The organism is Peptoniphilus sp. SGI.035, assembly GCF_050315115.1.
Lineage (GTDB): Bacteria > Bacillota > Clostridia > Tissierellales > Peptoniphilaceae > Peptoniphilus_A.
Genome location: NZ_JBNPOJ010000006.1, coordinates 55,997 through 73,135, shown reverse-complemented (window position 1 = coordinate 73,135; position 17,139 = coordinate 55,997). Strand labels below are relative to the sequence as shown.

Below are 17,139 nucleotides of genomic sequence, written 5' to 3'. Positions count from 1 at the left end.
TATGAAGTTTTTAGATGAATTGAAAAAAGTGCTTAGTTCTGATAAGCGCTTCATTGGAGAAGATAAGCAAATTATAAAAACAAAAGTATCTGATGCAGCTAGGAGCAATGATAAAAATTTACTAAAAGCATTGCTTAATAATGAAATGTTAAAAGATAGCTTTTTTACTAAAGTTGATGATATATATGTATTTGATAAAAATAAATTTGTTTGGGTTTTAGAATCTAAAGAATTTCTTCCAGACTCCTATACCTTATATAAAAACAAAATAGGTCTTGTCGATGCAAACGATAATCTTATAAGTCAAAAACAAGATATATCTTTAGTATGGCCCTATAAGGACTGCATCTTAGAAGGTGGTCAGACTAAAGAAGATCAGAAAAGACAAGAAATATTTTACAATGAAACTCTAGCACCAGAGCAAGTAAATAGACTCCTTGCCCCTAAAGTTTTAGGAAATGCTAAAAGGTATACTGCTGATGGCGTTGAAGAAAATATAGAATTTAATGAGGACGATAATTTAATTATTAAAGGCAATAATTTGATTGCTTTATCTTCTCTTTTAGAAAAATATGAAGGACAAGTTAAGTGTATTTATATTGATCCACCTTATAATACAGGCAATGACTCATTTAAATATAATGATAAATTTAATAGGTCGACTTGGCTTACTTTTATGAAAAATAGATTGGAAAAAGCAAAAGAATTATTAAAAGATGACGGGGTTATTTTTGTACAATGTGATGATAATGAACAAGCTTATTTGAAAGTACTTATGGATGAAGTTTTTGGAAGAGAGAATTTTATTAATATCGTGACCATAGAGACTAAAATTGGTGGGGTTTCGGGAAGCGCAGAAGGTAAAAGCTTAAAAGATGTAACTGAGTTTATAAACTTTTATGCAAAAGATAAGAATTTAATTAATCTTAATAAAGTTTATAGGAACATTCCACTTAATCAACATATTCAGAATTATAAAGATAGTGGCAAAAGCTGGAAGTACACTTCTATTATTACAAAATTAGGTGGTAAGAAAAAAATTAAAGAAGAAAATGGATATATTTTTTATAGTTATAGCGAATTTGAAAGCAAATCGGTTAATGCATATGCTAAAGAATTAGGACTAACAGAAGATGAGGTTTATTTAAGGTATAGCGATAAGATATTTAGAACGACAAATGCTCAATCTAGTGTAAGACAGTATGTTGAAGATAAAACTAGGAATTTACCTGAAACAATCGTAGGATTGGAGTACAGACCCATAAAAGGTAAAAATAAAGGTGAATTAATTGAAATATTATATAAAGATGCAAAAAGAAATATGGTGATGTTTTTATCTGATGTAGTGAGATACATTGATGATAAACCATATTATCAAGAAGGGATTACTACTTTATGGAATGATATACTATATAATAATTTAACTTTAGAGGGAGATGTTGAATTTTCTAATGGTAAGAAGCCAGAAAAAATAATACAAAGAGTTTTAGGTCTAACAACTGAAGAGAATGATTTGATTATGGATTATCATTTGGGGTCAGGAACAACTGCAGCCGTTGCCATGAAAATGAATCGCCGATTTATTGGGATTGAACAAATGGATTATATAAACACCGTTTCTACACCTCGTCTTAAAAAAGTTATTGAAGGAGAACAAGGAGGCATTTCTAAATCAGTAAATTGGCAAGGTGGAGGTTCTTTTGTCTATTGTGAACTTTTAGAAGATAATGAAAGTCTTGTATCTGAATTAGAAAAAACTAAGACTTCTGAAGAAATAAGAGTTGTTTTTAACAAGGCTATTGATAATGGCAAACTAATACCTTCAGTCCTTCCTAATGATTTAAAGGGAACAGAAAAAGATTTTGATAATCTGTCAATAGAGAAGCAAAAAAATCTTGTTATGGAGTTTTTAGACAAGAATAAACTTTATGTAAATCTATCTGACTTAGAAGATGAAAGTTTTAATATTTGCGACGAAGATAAAAAATTCACTAAAAGCTTTTATTATAAGGAGAACTATAATGAGTGAACAATATTTATATCAAGAATTAGATGTGCTAAAAAAAGTAGGAGCTTTAAAAGAACTTCCTGAATACATTAAATCTAACCTCAACAAAAATATAGTGCTCCGTGACTATCAAGAAGAGGCTTTTAGATATTTTATAACTTATGTTGAAAGTGATTTGATTAAGAATAAACAGATTCATAATCTATTTCACATGGCAACTGGTTCTGGTAAAACTATTATAATGGCAGGATTAATCCTTTATTTTTACATGAAAGGATATAGGAAATTTCTATTTTTTGTAAATCAAAATAATATTATCGAAAAAACAAAAGAAAACTTCTTAAATCCATTCTCTATAAAATATTTATTTGCAAATAATATAGAATTAATGGGAGAACAAGTTGAAATAAAGGAAGTCGATAATTTTGCTTTTTATGACAAGAATGCTATTAATATCTGTTTTACATCAACGCAAAAACTTCACTTGGATATGAATATTCCAAGAGAAAACTCTCCTACTATTGAAGATTTTGAAGATGAAAAAATAGTTTTAATATCTGATGAATCTCATCATATTAATACTATTACAAAAGGATTAACTAAGGTAGAGAAAACAAATATAGAAGAAAATGTTAAATCTTGGGAATATACTATTGATAGATTATTTAGAGCGAATAGAGATAATGTTTTATTAGAATTTACTGCCACTGCTGATTTAAAAGACCCTAATGTAGAGAAAAAGTATTTGGATAAAATAGTATATGATTATACTTTATCTAAATTTAGAGCGAGTGGATACACTAAAGATTTTAAAAATATGCAAGGCGATTATGATAGATGGACAAGGACATTACTTGCCTTAGTTTTAAGCGAGTACCGTAGACATTTATTTGGTGATGCTGGTCAAAATATAAAGCCCGTTGTCCTTTTGAAATCTAAAACTATTAAAGAATCTAAAGAATTTTATGATGAGTTTTATCTGAAATTAAATAAACTAAAGTCAGATGAAATAATTAAATTTAAAGATTCTAATAATGAATATTTGCAAAATGCCATAGAGTATTTCTTAAAAAAAGATTCAAGTTTAAATTCTCTTGTTTCAGATTTAAAATTAGGATTTTCTCGTGAAAGCTCCATAGTATTAAATTCAAAAAGTGAATCTGAAGAAAAAGAAAAACAAGTTGCTGTAAACTCTCTTGAAGCAAAAGATAATCCATATAGAATAATATTTACTGTGGATATGCTTAATGAGGGATGGGATGTTTTAAACCTATTTGACATTGTAAGACTTTATGAAACTAGGGATGGAAACAAGGGTAAACCTGGAAAGACTACTATAAGTGAAGCTCAATTAATCGGACGTGGTGCCAGATATTGTCCATTTAAGATAGAAGAAGGTCAAGCTAGAAATAAAAGAAAATACGATTATGATATTACAAATGAAAATAGAATATTAGAAACTCTTTTATATCATTCAATGCAAGACTCAAGATATATTAGCGAGTTAAGGTATGCATTAAAGCAAACAGGTCTTTTGGCAAATGCTCCTATGGAAATTGAGTATAGATTAAAGGATGAATTTAAAGAAAGTAACTTTTTTAAGGAAGGCCATGTATTTTCAAACCAGAGAAGAGAAAAATCGAGAAATTCAGTATCGCAAATAGATAAGAAAATCCAAAATTCCTTATATCAGCACAAAGTAGCAAGTGGAACTTCAGTATTATATGGCTTATTTGATGAAGGAAGAGCTATTACCAATGGAATGACCAATATCTTTCAATATAAATTTAAAGAGATACCTCTAAATATTACAGAAGGGGCAATGGCAAATTTTGAAATATTAAAATTTAAAACTCTAAAATCATATTTTCCAAACCTCAAGTCAAAAAAAGAATTTTTACAAGGTGATAATTATTTAGGAAATATTACTCTTCAAATTGAAAGTTACTATGAAAAAATAAGGGCAAAAGATTTGTATGATGGCTCTATGAAAATTTTGCAGGATATATCATCATATATTCAAAAAATAAAAACTGAGTATGAAGGTACAAGAGAATTCTATGTTAAAAACATTCGCGATGTATTAAAAGATAAAAAAATATATATAGACAATCCTCATGGAGATGGATTAGGAATATCACAAGCTATGGTTGCAAATGAAGATAGCATGGATTTAGCCTTTGAACCTTGGTATGTATATAATGACAACTATGGCACAACTGAAGAAAAAGCTTTTGTTAAATATTTTAAAGGAATAGTAAAAGATTTAAGGCAAAAATACGATGAAATATATCTAGTAAGAAATGAAAGAATACCAGCATTAGCTATTTATGAATTTGATACAGGAGAAAGATTTGAACCTGACTTTTTACTATTCTTGCAAAAGAAGGGAATAGATGGTTATTTGCAAGAACAAATTTATATTGAACCTAAGGGAAGCCACTTATTAGAAAAAGATAAGTGGAAGGAAGAATTTCTTTTAAAAATTGAAGAACTAGGTATCCCTGTTAAGAAATATGTTGACGATAATGAGTATAAAATTATAGGGCTACCATTTTTTAATAAAGATTATAGGATGGAAGAGTTTAAAAAGTCTTTGGACAAAAAATTCTAGAAGATATAGAAATAATTCATATACCACCCTATACTCCAGAAATAAATCCCATAGAAAAATTTGGGGAAAAATAAGTTCCATGGGATTTAAGAACTTTTTAATTCATTAACAGTTTTGTCGATAGACTATGTGCAATGATAAATAAATTAACTAAAAAATAGTTAAAAGTATTACTCATGGGGTTGGATTTGTATCTAAAATTAATTGGATAATAGTATAAAATCTAATTATATAAATTATCCAAGATATGTACTTGATTTTGAAGAGATTTTAAAAGATTCAATTTTATCTATTAAAGTATAAAAGAGGCTGTTGCAAAATAGAATTATTAATTTTGCAATAGCCTTACTTTAATCTATTTTATATTTTTTAATTTGATTTCTAACGATGATTATCGTGGATGAGAGTATTAGTATAATCGCCAAGACTTGTTTAAAAAATAGTAGTTCCGATAATAATACTATGCCAACTACTACACTAGTTACAGGTTCCAGACAAGAAAGAATGGAAGTGTAGGTTGCTCCAATATTTCTAAGTGATTTTTGATATAAAAGGGTAGCCCCTACTGTAACGACAACAGAATAAAGAAATATAAACATCCATTGAAATAAGTTGTAAGATAAAATTATTTCCCTTTCTGTTATATTAACAAAGAAAATTAGCAAAAAGCTTGAGATTAAATTTATATAAAATAAAATTCTTATTGAATTTAGGTTTCTTAAAATACTTCTTTCCAATAATATTGAGTAAAAAGAATAAGTGAAGGATGAAATAGCAGCTAAAATTATTCCTCTTAAATCTATATGTCCACTTTTTAAATCTATTATTAAAACTAATCCAATGCTCACTGATAAAATGCAAAATATATCGACTTTATTTGGTCGACTTTTGGAAATAATTGCATTAATGATGAAAATAATTATTGGATATGCAAAGTGAATAGTAGTTGCAACGCCTGAAGATATGTAATTGTAAGAACTATATAAAGTTAAGGATGTGGCGACAAAAAATATAGACCCTATTATTAAATAAATAAACTCTTTAAAATTAATTCTGATACTTTTATCTTCTAAAATACATAATATTAAAACTAAAATTAAGGAAAGGCTAGTTCTGTAAAATGCTGTCGAAGCAAAATTTGAGCCAAAGCCATAAATAACTTTAGTAAAAAGAGGCATTAATCCAAACAATATAGCTGAAAATATTGCTTGAAATATACCTTTGAGTTCTTTATTGATGTTCATATTAATAACCTCTCTTATGGTAGGTTTTGAGAAAATAATTTATATTTTGCCAAAAAATTTTCTCGGAATATTATTTAATTCTAATTTAGCAAATAAAATCTATTATTTCAATTTATATTATTTTATAGAAAATAAAGGCTTTCATCAATTTAGGTTATTAAACTATTTCTTAAAAAATCTCTGAAAATCAATTATTAATAATTATCCTTTAGTGCCAAGTATTCATTATTCTTTATAAACAACTAATATAAAATGATTAATAGAAAAATATATTTTTTCATTAAAAAAGATCTCCATATGTTAGTTTTTATATCTGACTATTGAAGATCCTTTTATATTAAGTCTTTTTATTTTTATGCTAATTTTTTTCTTGATTCTATTTTATTTTTTACTATGCCAACAACATCACGCACTTCACGCACTCCTAATTTATATAGGCACAATAGGTATATGCAAGCTGCAATTAAAACTATTATCATTAAAAGGATTAGTCTTAATATAGTATGAAGGGAACTAGGTGCAAAGGACATAATTAATTTTTCGTAAGGGAAGTAAGATAGTGTTACGAGTCCCATTACAAGAGCAGCCATCAATGTTTTTATTAGTGCCTTAATGTAAGATTTTGTTCCAAGATTTCCAATTTTTCTTCTTAGAAGTATGAAGGAAATGAAAAGTGCAATTGTAGTCGCAATGGAAACTGATGCAGCAAGCCCATTAGTTCCATAATGTCTTGCGACTAAAAGGTTAAGTCCTACATTTATTATTACATTGGTTACGCCTACGTAGAAAGGCGTCTTTGTATCTTTAATAGAATAATAAATTCTATTTAATACATTTATTACAGAAATTGAAATTAAAGATAGGGAGTAACATCTAAGTGTAGATGTAGCTGCAATACCATCTGCTGCAGTAAAGGATCCACGGACAAAGGCAATTTCTATAATTGGTCTTGCTAAAATTATTAGTCCAACAGTTGCTGGTACTGTTATAAATAAAACTGTTTTAATTGAAGCATTCATAACTTTTTTGCCTAGTTTCATGTCTCCTGAACCTAAGGTTTTTGTAAGTATTGGAAAGACTATGGCAGTTATTGCAGTTATGAAAATTCCAATTATCATTGTATTCATTTTGTTTGAATAATATAAAATTGACGCAGCACCTTTACCCATTCCTGATGCTAAGTTTCTATTTACTATTGTGTTTATGTCATTTACAGAAACTGATACAAAAACTGGTAGGGCTAGGAGGATTGCCTCTCTTACATATTTATCTTTGAAGTCAGCAATAAATTTTGGTCTATATCCAATTTTTATTGCATTGGGTAGTAAAAACAAGAATTCTGCAAGTACGCCAAGAACTGATGCAATAGTTAGTCCCATTATTCCAACATGTTTAGAAAATAGTGCTAAGTAAATTATATATGTTAAGTTTAGTGGAATGGCAATGGCACCAGTGGCTGCGAATTTGTCACCATGTTGAAGATACCCTTCCATTACTCCAACCCATGATGAAAATAATACCACAGGCATTCCTACTTGTATAAGTTTAACTACAATTGCATAAGTTTCAGGTTCAGCTTGTGATGCAGTTAATAGCGCAATTTGATTTGGAAAAACTATTCCAAGAATGATTAATACAAAGGAAACTAAGGATGCGACCATTAATAAATTATTGGTAAAATAATTTTTTCTACTTGGACCATGATCCATTTCAGCCTTTTGTGCAGAAGGTATATATGTTGTAGCTATCGCTTGAGTAACAAAACTTGATATCATTGCTGTTGCTGCTTGTGCAAGGGAAAAGGCGTCCATTTCTGTTCCAGCACCAAATACATAGGCAGTGAGTGATTCTCTAAAAAATCCAAAAACTTTTCCTATTAACAAAAATATTGTAATGGCGAGAGTTGACTTTGCAATTCGTGAGCCTGTGTTATCTTTATTTTCCAATTTATTATCTCCTTTATAAGTCTTATCAAATTATAATTTGTTTAAAAATTTATGTCAAGTAAGGTAGATTTCTGTTATTTTAAAGAAATTTAATTATGTGTTATTATTGTTTTATAATAATTAAATAAGGAGGAAAAATGAAAAATAGAAATTTAATAAAAAAAGTTTTGCCCTATTTTTATAAATACAGGTTTACACTTTTCTTAGATTTATTTTGTGCGGGACTTACCACTGCAAGTGAAATGATTTTGCCACTAATTCTCCGCAAACTAACAAATCTTGGGATGAAAGACTTGTCATCAATTACCTTTGAATTTGTGCTAAAGCTTTCATTAATATATTTTGTCATAAAGATTATTGAAGTAATTGCACAGTATTTTATGACGAGCATTGGTCACATAATGGGTGCACGCATAGAAACAGACATGAGAAGGGATCTTTATTATCATCTTCAAGGTCTTTCCGACACTTTTTACAACGAGACTAAAGTAGGTGTAATTATGTCGCGTATTACCAATGATCTCTTTGACATAACGGAGTTTGCACATCACTGTCCTGAAGAATATTTTATCGGCGTGTTAAAAATTATTATTTCATTAATAATACTTCTTAATATTAATGTAAAAATGACACTTTTAATTTATATTATGATTCCGCTAATGATTTATTTTTCTGGACATTTTAGGAATAAAATGCGAGAGGCACAAAAGGATCAAAGAGTGCATATTGGTAATCTAAATTCTGCAATCGAAGATTCTCTACTAGGGATAAAAGTTGTAAAGTCCTTTGCCAATGAAGATGTGGAAAGCGAAAAATTTACCCATGAGAACAATAAGTTTTTAGGGATAAAAAAGAGATACTACAAGTCAATGGCTGGTTTTAATACAATCAATAGAATTTTTGACGGTTTAATGTATCTCATTTTAATTGCAAGTGGCGGATATTTCCTCATGAAAAGGGAAATTGGTCCAGAAGATTTAATAGTCTATGTAATGTTTATTCAGTCACTTCTTGCAACTGTCAGAAGAATTATTGAATTTACAGAGCAGTTTCAAAAGGGAATGACTGGCATTGAGAGATTTGCAGAAATTATGTCTGTCGAATCAGATATAAAAGACAAAGAGAATGCAATTGAAATAAAAAATGTAAGGGGAGAAATTTCCTTTAATAATGTGGACTTTAGTTACGGAAAGAGCGAAGAAAAGGTCCTAAATAATTTTAGCGTGGATATTATTCCTGGCGAAAAGCTTGCAATAGTAGGACCAAGCGGAGCAGGCAAGACTACAATTTGCAATTTGATTCCAAGATTTTACGACGTGGACAGCGGTTCTGTTACAGTAGATGGAATTGACGTGCGAGACATAAAGATTAAATCGCTAAGAGAAAATATTGGCATAGTTCAACAAGATGTATATTTATTTTCTGGGACAGTAAAGGACAATATTGGCTATGGAAAAAGTGATGCAAGTGATAAAGAAATTATTGAAGCTACAAAGCTGGCTGGAGCTTATGAATTCATAAGAAATTTACCAGATGGTTTTGACACTTATGTAGGTGAACGAGGAGTAAAATTATCTGGAGGGCAAAAACAGAGAATTTCCATTGCTAGAGTTTTTTTAAAAAACCCACCAATTTTAATTTTAGATGAAGCAACTTCAGCTCTTGACAACAAAAGTGAAATTGTCGTGCAGGATTCTATTGAAAAACTTTCAAAGGGAAGGACAACTATTACCATTGCCCACAGACTTACAACTGTACAAAATGCAGATTTGATTATTGTAATGACAAAGGACGGTATCGTGGAAAGAGGAAAGCATAGCGAACTTATGGAAAAGAAGGGTTATTATTACAACCTATACACAAAGGGTGGCAGATTAGAATAATAAATTTATTTTAGGGTATATCTTAACGAGAAAGAAACTTTGAGAGGTGTATTATGCAAAATTATATAGAAATTATAAAAAAAAGAAGATCTTATTACGATTTATCTGAAGACGTTCCACTTACTAATGAAGAAATAAAATATTTGATAGAAGATGTTTTAAACACAACTCCATCTCATATGAATTCACAAACTACGAGAGTAGTATTACTTTTTGATGAAAAATCCAAGGATTTTTGGAAAAGGGTAAATGAAACTTATGACAATAAGATAAATGAAGAAAAATTTCTCGGATTTTATCATGCAAAAGGCACGGCTCTAATTTTTATCGACAAAGATGAAATTAGAGAGCAAGAAAAAAATATGTCATTATATAAGGAATATTTTGAAACTTGGGGACAACATTCAGCAGCAATGGTTCAGCTAAATATTTGGCAAGCACTTCGCGATGAAGAAATCGGCGCAAGCAACCAACATTACAACCCACACATTGATTCATGGGTTAAGGATTTATACGAAATTCCAGATTCATGGGAGCTTATTGCAGAAATGCCCTTTGGGAAAATTGAAGAAGAACCAGAGGAAAATGACAAAAAACCAATTGATGAAATTTTAAAAGTTATTGAGTAAATAAAGAAGTAGGCGAGAGTCTACTTTTTTCTATTAACTTATGCTTGTAATAAAAATCTCTTATGACTATAATAAGAGTATCAGGGGAGCTTTTGCTGAGATTAGGTCAATCCTTAAACCCTTTGGACCAGGACAGGTAATGCTGTCTCGGGAACAATGCCTCTCTTTGAAGAGGTTTTTTTTATTTTATTTTTTAATGAGGAGGTTTTATGAAGATTTCAGTAGCAATACAAATACTTCCTACAACTAAAGAAGGTACTTCAGAATCTGTTGTAGAAGTTGTAGACAAAGTAATTGAATATATAAAGAGTGAGAAAGTAAACTATGTTGTAACTCCTTTTGAAACAGTTATAGAATTAGATGACTTCGACAAGGCTTTTGAAATTTTGAAAAATTGTGTGAAAATGGCTGGAGAAATTTCAGAACAAGTTGCTTGTTATTCTAAGACATTTTATTCTGAGAAGGGGATATTGACTATCGATGAAAAAATCGGCAAGTATCAAGGATAATATCTCAGCAGCTTCCTTGATAATAATTATTTTAGCCATTTGGCATTTTGTAACAACAAGGGGAATCGTGGGACCTTATTTACTTCCTAAACCCTTTGACGTTATAAAGGCATTTGTTACAGATTTTTCAACTATTGCATCTCATCTTGGAACAACTTTGACAGAAGCTTTTTTAGGCTTATTTGTAGGAGTGAGCTTGGGTTTTGTTGCAGCTTTATTAATGGATTTGTCAGATTTTGTTTATTCTGCTCTATATCCGATTTTGGTTTTGACACAAACTGTGCCAACAGTTGCAATTGCACCATTACTTGTATTATGGATGGGATATGGAATTGCTCCCAAAATTGCCCTTATTGTAATTGTAACATTTTTTCCAGTTGCAATTTCTCTTCTCGAGGCATTTAAGCAAGTGGATCAAGATAAAATAAAATTATTAAAGGCAATGGGTGCAAATAAGTTCGAAATTTATAAATACATCAAATTACCAGAGAGCATGGGAAATTTTTTTTCTGCTTTAAAAATTGCAGTTTCATATTCTGTTGTAGGAGCAGTAATTGCCGAGTGGCTTGGAGGTTTTAAGGGGCTTGGAGTATATATGATTAGAGTTCAAAAAAATTACTCCTTTGACAAAATGTTTGCTGTTATATTTTTAATTTCGGCAATTTCTCTTATTTTGATGAAACTAGTAAGTTTTATTCAAAAAAAGATGATGCCGTGGATGGAGGAAGAATGAAAAATTTAAAAAAATTATTAGTTTTAATTTTAGCGGGAATTATGCTAACAGCTTGTGGTAAAACTGAAAATAAAAAAGTTGAAGAAAAAAAGGATAAGCCAATGGAGAAAGTTAGCTTTTTACTTGACTGGGATCCAAATGTTAATCACGCAGGTCTTTATGTAGCAATGGACAAGGGATTTTTTGCAGACGAAGGGATTGAAGTTGAAGTAAATCAACCTCCAGCAAATGGAGCTGAAGCTCTTGTTGCATCAGGCAAGGCTGATTTTGGCGTATCTTTTCAAGATACAATTGCACCTGCCTTTGCAAGTGAAAAACCACTTCCAGTTACGGCAGTTGCTGCTATTATAAATCACAATACTTCTGGTATTGTATCAGTTAAGGACAAAAACATTACAAGACCTAAGGACATGGAAAATCACAATCACTCAACTTGGGGACTTCCAATTGAACAAGCAATTTTAAAACAAGTTGTTGAAGACGATGGAGGAGATTTTTCTAAAGTAAAATTAATTCCTGGTGATGTTACAAACACACTTGCAGCAATTCAAGGTAAAGACATTGACACAGTATGGATTTTTTATCCAGTAGACGGAGTTAGAGCTGAAATGGAAAATGTGCCAATTAATTATTTTGCTTTTAAAGATATTAACAAAACTTTTGACTACTACACTCCAATATTAATTGCAAATAACGATTTTTTGAAGAATAAAGAAGATGTAGCAAAGAGATTTATGCGTGCTTTCACTAAGGGATACGAATACGCAGCAAAAAATCCAAAGGAAGCTGCAGAAATTTTAGTGAAATTAAATCCAGAACTTGATAAAGAATACACAATTAAAGCAATGGATTATATCCACGACAAATACAAAGATGACGCTGAATATTTTGGTGAAATAAATGCAGATAGATGGAATAATTTCTACGCTTGGTTATGGAAAAATAAATTAATTGATAGAGAAATTCCTAAGGACTTTGGTTTCAATAATGATTTTGTAAATCCTGAAAAATTAAAATGAGCGAAAAATCAGAGATTTTAAGAGTAAGTGATGTTGATAAGTCCTTTGGCGACAAACAGGTCCTAAGGGACATAAACATCATATTGAATAAGGGAGAATTAGTTTCATTAGTTGGAGTTTCTGGAAGTGGAAAGACTACTTTATTTAACATAATTGCTGGACTTTTAAAGCCAGATAATGGTAAAGTTTTTTTAAAAGGTGAGGACATTACTGGAATTCCAGGGAAAGTTTCCTATATGTTGCAAAAGGATTTGCTACTTCCTTATATGACCATTATCGACAATGTATCTCTACCATTAATTTTGCGTGGCAACAAGAAAAAAGTCGCAAGAGAAAAAGTCAGCGGACTATTTAAAGATTTTGGTCTCGAAGGAACTCAGGAAAAATTTCCTTCACAGCTTTCTGGAGGAATGGCACAGCGTGCAGCACTTCTTAGAACTTATGTATTCTCAAATGAAGTAGCACTACTTGATGAACCCTTTTCTGCTCTTGATGCAATAACTAAGGCGTCGATTCACAAGTGGTATAAAAAAATTATTGGAGAGATGAAAATTTCTACGATTTTTATCACTCATGATATTGAAGAGGCAGTAAAAATTTCAGATAGGATTTATATTTTGGGGAAAAATCCAGGAACAATAATTGATGAAATAGAAATAAAAGAAGATTTTAAAGAAAATTTTTTTGAAGATAAAAAATTTATTGAGTATAAAAAATACATTATTGAAAAACTTGATAAAATTATTTAAACGAGGTAAATTCCTCGTTTTTTTATTAGCGATATCGTATTTTAAAAACTAACAATCAAAATGAGTTTGACAAAATTAAGTAGAGATGATATCGTTGCCATATAAAGGAGTGATGTTGTTATAGACCATAATATCTGGGATTATTTTATGATTAGAACTCCAGCTTTACCATTTTATTATTTAGAATATAGAAATTTATGTCAAGTCTTACTAAAATATTTCATAAGAATAAGCTCTAGACCAACTCCTTATGGATGTTTTGCAAACGTATCTATTGGAGAATTTGGGCTAAATACAAATATCGAAAAAGAAGATGAAATAATAGATATTAAAGTAGACACAGATTGTGCAAATGGGTTAATAAAAAATTTAGAAAACATCACAGAGATGAGCGACATCACTAATAGTTTAAATAAATTAAAATATTTATTTGATGAATATAAGAAAAATCAAAAATTAAGAATTTTAAAAAAGATTTATGACCTTATGAAATCTTTAAATGAATCTAGTAATTATATAGAACTTAATACTGGATGTAAATATTCAAGTAAAACTCTTAATAAAGAATTAAAAAATAAGATAGAAAATTTTGTTAATGAATTTTCTAAAATTAGTCCTGAAATTAATAATTATGGATTTTTAAGTAACTTTAAAAATAAGTTTATAGAAAAATATGGAAGTAATATAGAAGTTGATTTAATTGAGATAATTGATGAAAATAAATTTAATGGGTTTATCTATTTAAATGATTCTTATAATCCAAGTGATAGAGAAAAAGAATTTAGTAAAAATAAAAAATCTAATTAAATAGAAAACAAAGTCTTATACTGTTAAAATATATTAATTTAAATAATAAAAAAATTTATTAAATAATTGAGGAGTCCAATGAAAGCAGAAGAGAAGAAAATTTTAGAAAAAATTGGAATGGCAATGATAGTTTCGTTTATAATATTTATTTTTCTAGCATCAATTAAGTTTAAAGAAGTTTCTGATTCTTTTTTAGTACTTAGGTCACTTCTAAATCCTATTTCTATATTTATTGGATTTAGTTGTTTATTTGGCATTCATGTTGCAGATTTTTTTAAAGATTTGATCAAAGGAATGAAAAAGATAAAAATTAAAGAATTAATATTATTTTTCAAATATGTTTTTATTTATCAAGGGATTATTATTTTAACAACAAATTTAAATGCTTATAAGGATTTAAATGTTAGTAGATTTATTGATCTATACATTAATATAACAATGATATTAGCTGTTTTATTTGAGGAATATATTTTTAGATACATAATTCAAGGTAAGTTAATGGATGTTTGTGATGACTATGGAATATTATTTATGGCAATAGTTTTTGGATTCTTTCATTATGGAAAATATAAATCAGGTTTTTTATTTGGAATAGTATTAGGAATTGTTTACATAATGACAGAAAACATTACATATACAGTCATAATTCACTATTTTTTGAACTCAACATTATCATTAAGAATTGTAGTATTTTTACAGAATATTTTTATGGCAACCAATGTAGAATTAGACGGATTAAATAACACTACTGGATTTATAAGTTTATTATTAGGAGTTGTTTTAATGCTTGTACAATTGCTACTAAAAGGTAATTATATTTATTCTTTTAGACAAAAAGAAAAAGAACTTCTAAAAAAGATATTGCAACAGATTAAATATTTACCTGAACTTATAAAAACTTTTCCACTTAATATGGTACTGTTTTTTAGATTTTTTATTTAAATACAAAAAGTATTTACAATTAGTTTATTAATATAAAGGAGTAACTATGCATATAGCTTGTGTAATTGGAAGTAATTACGATCAATCAATTGTAGCACAAGTAATTTCAAACATAGTAAAAATATTAGGCTTTAATTATACATATGAATTTTTAGATTAAAAGAATTTAAACACACGGTTTTGTCTTGGATGTGGTTCGTGTTTTAACACAGGATTATGCCCATTAGATTCAGTAGATGATTTATCATTTATAAAAAATACATTAAAATCAGCAGATATAATAATATTGTACTCACCAGTTTATGTTTTGTCTGTTTCAGGTTTAATGAAAAATTTAATAGATCGATGTGTATTATATTGCCACAGGTTATAATTAGGTGGAAAATTAGGATTTACTATAACTTCTACATCTGAAACAGGAGGTCAAGAAGTATCAGAGTATTTAAAATCAGTACAAACATCATTGGGAATTAAAAATTTAGATAACTATATTTATAGACAAATTGTCAAATCAGTAACACCTATGGTAAGAAACTAAATAGTTCTTCTTTAGGCGTTTTATATTTTATACGTTTTCTTGGTCTATTATTCATTAAATTTAAGTTATAATTTAAATCACCTATATTTACTTCTGCCAAATCCATACCTTTAGAATAAAATTATCTTAAAAGTCCGTTGCTATTTTCATTTGTACCTTTTTGCCATGCACAGTAAGGATTACAAAAATATGTTTTACAGCCTAAATCTTCTCTTTTGTATATTACTTTAGGTCTTTTTTGGATAGTTCTACCTTTATTGTTAAATTTTCTTCTTTTTTCTGCAGGTCTTTTAAATTTCCCTTTTCTTCTATCAAGATACTTTTCATTTGCCTTTATTGGAAAATACTTTGAATATTCTCCTCTTGGACCTTCAATTTTTGAAGAATTTCTTTGTATTCTCTTGAAATTGTGCTTGGAGATCTTCTTAGTGCCTCTGCAATTTTTCTTATGCTCATTCCTAAATTTAAAAATTGATAAATACAAGATCTTTCTTCTATGGTAAGATGGTTATAGCTCATAGTTAATTGCTCATTTAATATGTTTTGTTTGGTCACTTACATATTAACACAGCTCTTTAGCTATGAGTTTATTTTATGTTGCACTTGTTATGATAAGTTATCTATACAAAAATACTAATAAAGATGACTTAAAGTAGTTTTGATAATGTTTGCATATTATGCTGCCTTTTATTATAATTATATTAAGTTATTGCTACTATTTATTTAGTAAAAGGAGGAAATTTATGCAATACTTTGTAGATTTAAACAGCGACATTGGTGAATCCTTTGGTGCCTATAAATTAGGTATGGACTCAGAAATTGTCAAGTATGTAACTAGTATTAACTGCGCTTGTGGATATCACGCTGGCGATCCACTAATTATGGATGCAACTTGCAAGGCAGCTGCAGAAAATGGAGTGGAAATTGGAGCTCATCCAGGTTACCCTGATTTAATGGGATTTGGCAGAAGAAAAATGGATGTTAAGCCAGAAGAAGCTAGAGCATATATGCTTTATCAAGTTGGAGCACTTGCTGCTTTTGCAAAGGCACATGGCAAAAAACTTCAACACATGAAACTTCACGGAGCATTTTATAATACTGCTTGTAACGATGAAAAACTAGCAAATGCAGTTTTAGATGCTGTTGAAGAATATGATAAAGATTTAATCCTTATGGTATTAAGCGGGTCTTACATAGCTAAAGAAGGCAAGAGAAGAGGACTTAGAGTAGCTCAAGAAGTTTTTGCTGATAGAGGATATAACGAAGACGGAACTTTGGTAAACAGATCACTTCCAGGTGCTTTTGTTAAAAATCCTAAGGATGCAATTCCAAGAGTTGTAAAAATGATTAAAGAAAATAAAGTTATAACTGCTAATGGAAAGGAAATAGACATAGTTGCAGATTCAATTTGCGTTCACGGCGACAATCCAGAAGCTCTTGAATTTGTAAAAAATATTAGAGAAGGACTAAAAGCTGAAGGTATTGAGATTAAATCTCTATCTAGTTTCTTAAAATAAG

Annotated in this window: 13 protein-coding genes and 2 pseudogenes; 12 read left to right on the top strand and 3 right to left on the bottom strand. The window is 29.2% G+C overall.

Annotated elements, in window-relative coordinates; genetic code table 11:
• Position 1: 1 nt before the first annotated feature.
• Both ACQRC6_RS04630 and ACQRC6_RS04625 read left to right on the top strand, forming a co-directional pair.
• Positions 2–2,029: a DNA methyltransferase gene (locus ACQRC6_RS04630; protein ID WP_427847954.1), complete on the top strand. Its 2,028-nt coding sequence runs from the start codon at positions 2–4 to the stop codon at positions 2,027–2,029.
• Positions 2,022–4,622: a DEAD/DEAH box helicase family protein gene (locus tag ACQRC6_RS04625; RefSeq protein WP_427847953.1), complete on the top strand. Its 2,601-nt coding sequence runs from the start codon at positions 2,022–2,024 to the stop codon at positions 4,620–4,622. The genes ACQRC6_RS04630 and ACQRC6_RS04625 overlap by 8 nt, the downstream gene beginning before the upstream one ends.
• Positions 4,623–4,972: 350 nt before the next feature.
• On the opposite strand, the gene ACQRC6_RS04620 is transcribed toward ACQRC6_RS04625, so the two are convergent.
• Positions 4,973–5,866, bottom strand: a complete 894-nt coding sequence (locus ACQRC6_RS04620) for a DMT family transporter (RefSeq protein ID WP_427847952.1) — start codon at positions 5,864–5,866, stop codon at positions 4,973–4,975.
• A gap of 353 nt (positions 5,867–6,219) precedes the next feature.
• Positions 6,220–7,812 (bottom strand): murein biosynthesis integral membrane protein MurJ, encoded by a 1,593-nt coding sequence (murJ, locus tag ACQRC6_RS04615; protein WP_427847951.1) that lies wholly within the window; start codon positions 7,810–7,812, stop codon positions 6,220–6,222.
• Positions 7,813–7,949: 137 nt separating this feature from the next.
• Between murJ and ACQRC6_RS04610 the strand changes: the two genes are divergently transcribed.
• From ACQRC6_RS04610 to ACQRC6_RS04570, 9 genes and pseudogenes are all read left to right on the top strand, one after another.
• The gene (locus tag ACQRC6_RS04610; RefSeq protein WP_427847950.1) at positions 7,950–9,695 is read left to right on the top strand and encodes an ABC transporter ATP-binding protein; all 1,746 of its coding nucleotides are present in this window, start codon (positions 7,950–7,952) and stop codon (positions 9,693–9,695) included.
• A gap of 53 nt (positions 9,696–9,748) precedes the next feature.
• The gene (locus ACQRC6_RS04605) at positions 9,749–10,324 is read left to right on the top strand and encodes a nitroreductase family protein (protein WP_293558247.1); all 576 of its coding nucleotides are present in this window, start codon (positions 9,749–9,751) and stop codon (positions 10,322–10,324) included.
• A 209-nt stretch (positions 10,325–10,533) separates the two neighbouring features.
• Positions 10,534–10,833 carry a thiamine-binding protein gene (locus ACQRC6_RS04600; RefSeq protein WP_427847949.1) on the top strand — a complete coding sequence of 100 codons (300 nt, stop codon included), beginning with the start codon at positions 10,534–10,536 and terminating at the stop codon, positions 10,831–10,833.
• Positions 10,805–11,566, top strand: coding sequence for an ABC transporter permease (locus tag ACQRC6_RS04595; RefSeq protein ID WP_427847948.1), 762 nt, complete (start codon positions 10,805–10,807; stop codon positions 11,564–11,566). Before ACQRC6_RS04600 ends, ACQRC6_RS04595 begins: the two co-directional genes overlap by 29 nt.
• Positions 11,563–12,585 carry an ABC transporter substrate-binding protein gene (locus ACQRC6_RS04590; protein WP_427847947.1) on the top strand — a complete coding sequence of 341 codons (1,023 nt, stop codon included), beginning with the start codon at positions 11,563–11,565 and terminating at the stop codon, positions 12,583–12,585. Before ACQRC6_RS04595 ends, ACQRC6_RS04590 begins: the two co-directional genes overlap by 4 nt.
• Positions 12,582–13,334 (top strand): ABC transporter ATP-binding protein, encoded by a 753-nt coding sequence (locus ACQRC6_RS04585; RefSeq protein WP_427847946.1) that lies wholly within the window; start codon positions 12,582–12,584, stop codon positions 13,332–13,334. Before ACQRC6_RS04590 ends, ACQRC6_RS04585 begins: the two co-directional genes overlap by 4 nt.
• A 147-nt stretch (positions 13,335–13,481) precedes the next feature.
• Positions 13,482–14,141 (top strand): lantibiotic dehydratase, encoded by a 660-nt coding sequence (locus ACQRC6_RS04580; protein ID WP_427847945.1) that lies wholly within the window; start codon positions 13,482–13,484, stop codon positions 14,139–14,141.
• Positions 14,142–14,219: 78 nt separating this feature from the next.
• The gene (locus ACQRC6_RS04575) at positions 14,220–15,083 is read left to right on the top strand and encodes a CPBP family intramembrane glutamic endopeptidase (protein ID WP_427847944.1); all 864 of its coding nucleotides are present in this window, start codon (positions 14,220–14,222) and stop codon (positions 15,081–15,083) included.
• A gap of 229 nt (positions 15,084–15,312) precedes the next feature.
• Positions 15,313–15,456: pseudogene (locus ACQRC6_RS04570) on the top strand (NAD(P)H-dependent oxidoreductase); the annotation flags it as partial.
• Positions 15,457–16,011: 555 nt separating this feature from the next.
• Here the strand turns inward: ACQRC6_RS04570 and ACQRC6_RS04565 are convergent.
• Positions 16,012–16,140: pseudogene (locus tag ACQRC6_RS04565) on the bottom strand (helix-turn-helix domain-containing protein); the annotation flags it as partial.
• A 224-nt stretch (positions 16,141–16,364) separates the two neighbouring features.
• Between ACQRC6_RS04565 and ACQRC6_RS04560 the strand changes: the two are divergent.
• Positions 16,365–17,138, top strand: a complete 774-nt coding sequence (locus tag ACQRC6_RS04560) for a LamB/YcsF family protein (RefSeq protein ID WP_293558234.1) — start codon at positions 16,365–16,367, stop codon at positions 17,136–17,138.
• Position 17,139: the final 1 nt, after the last annotated feature.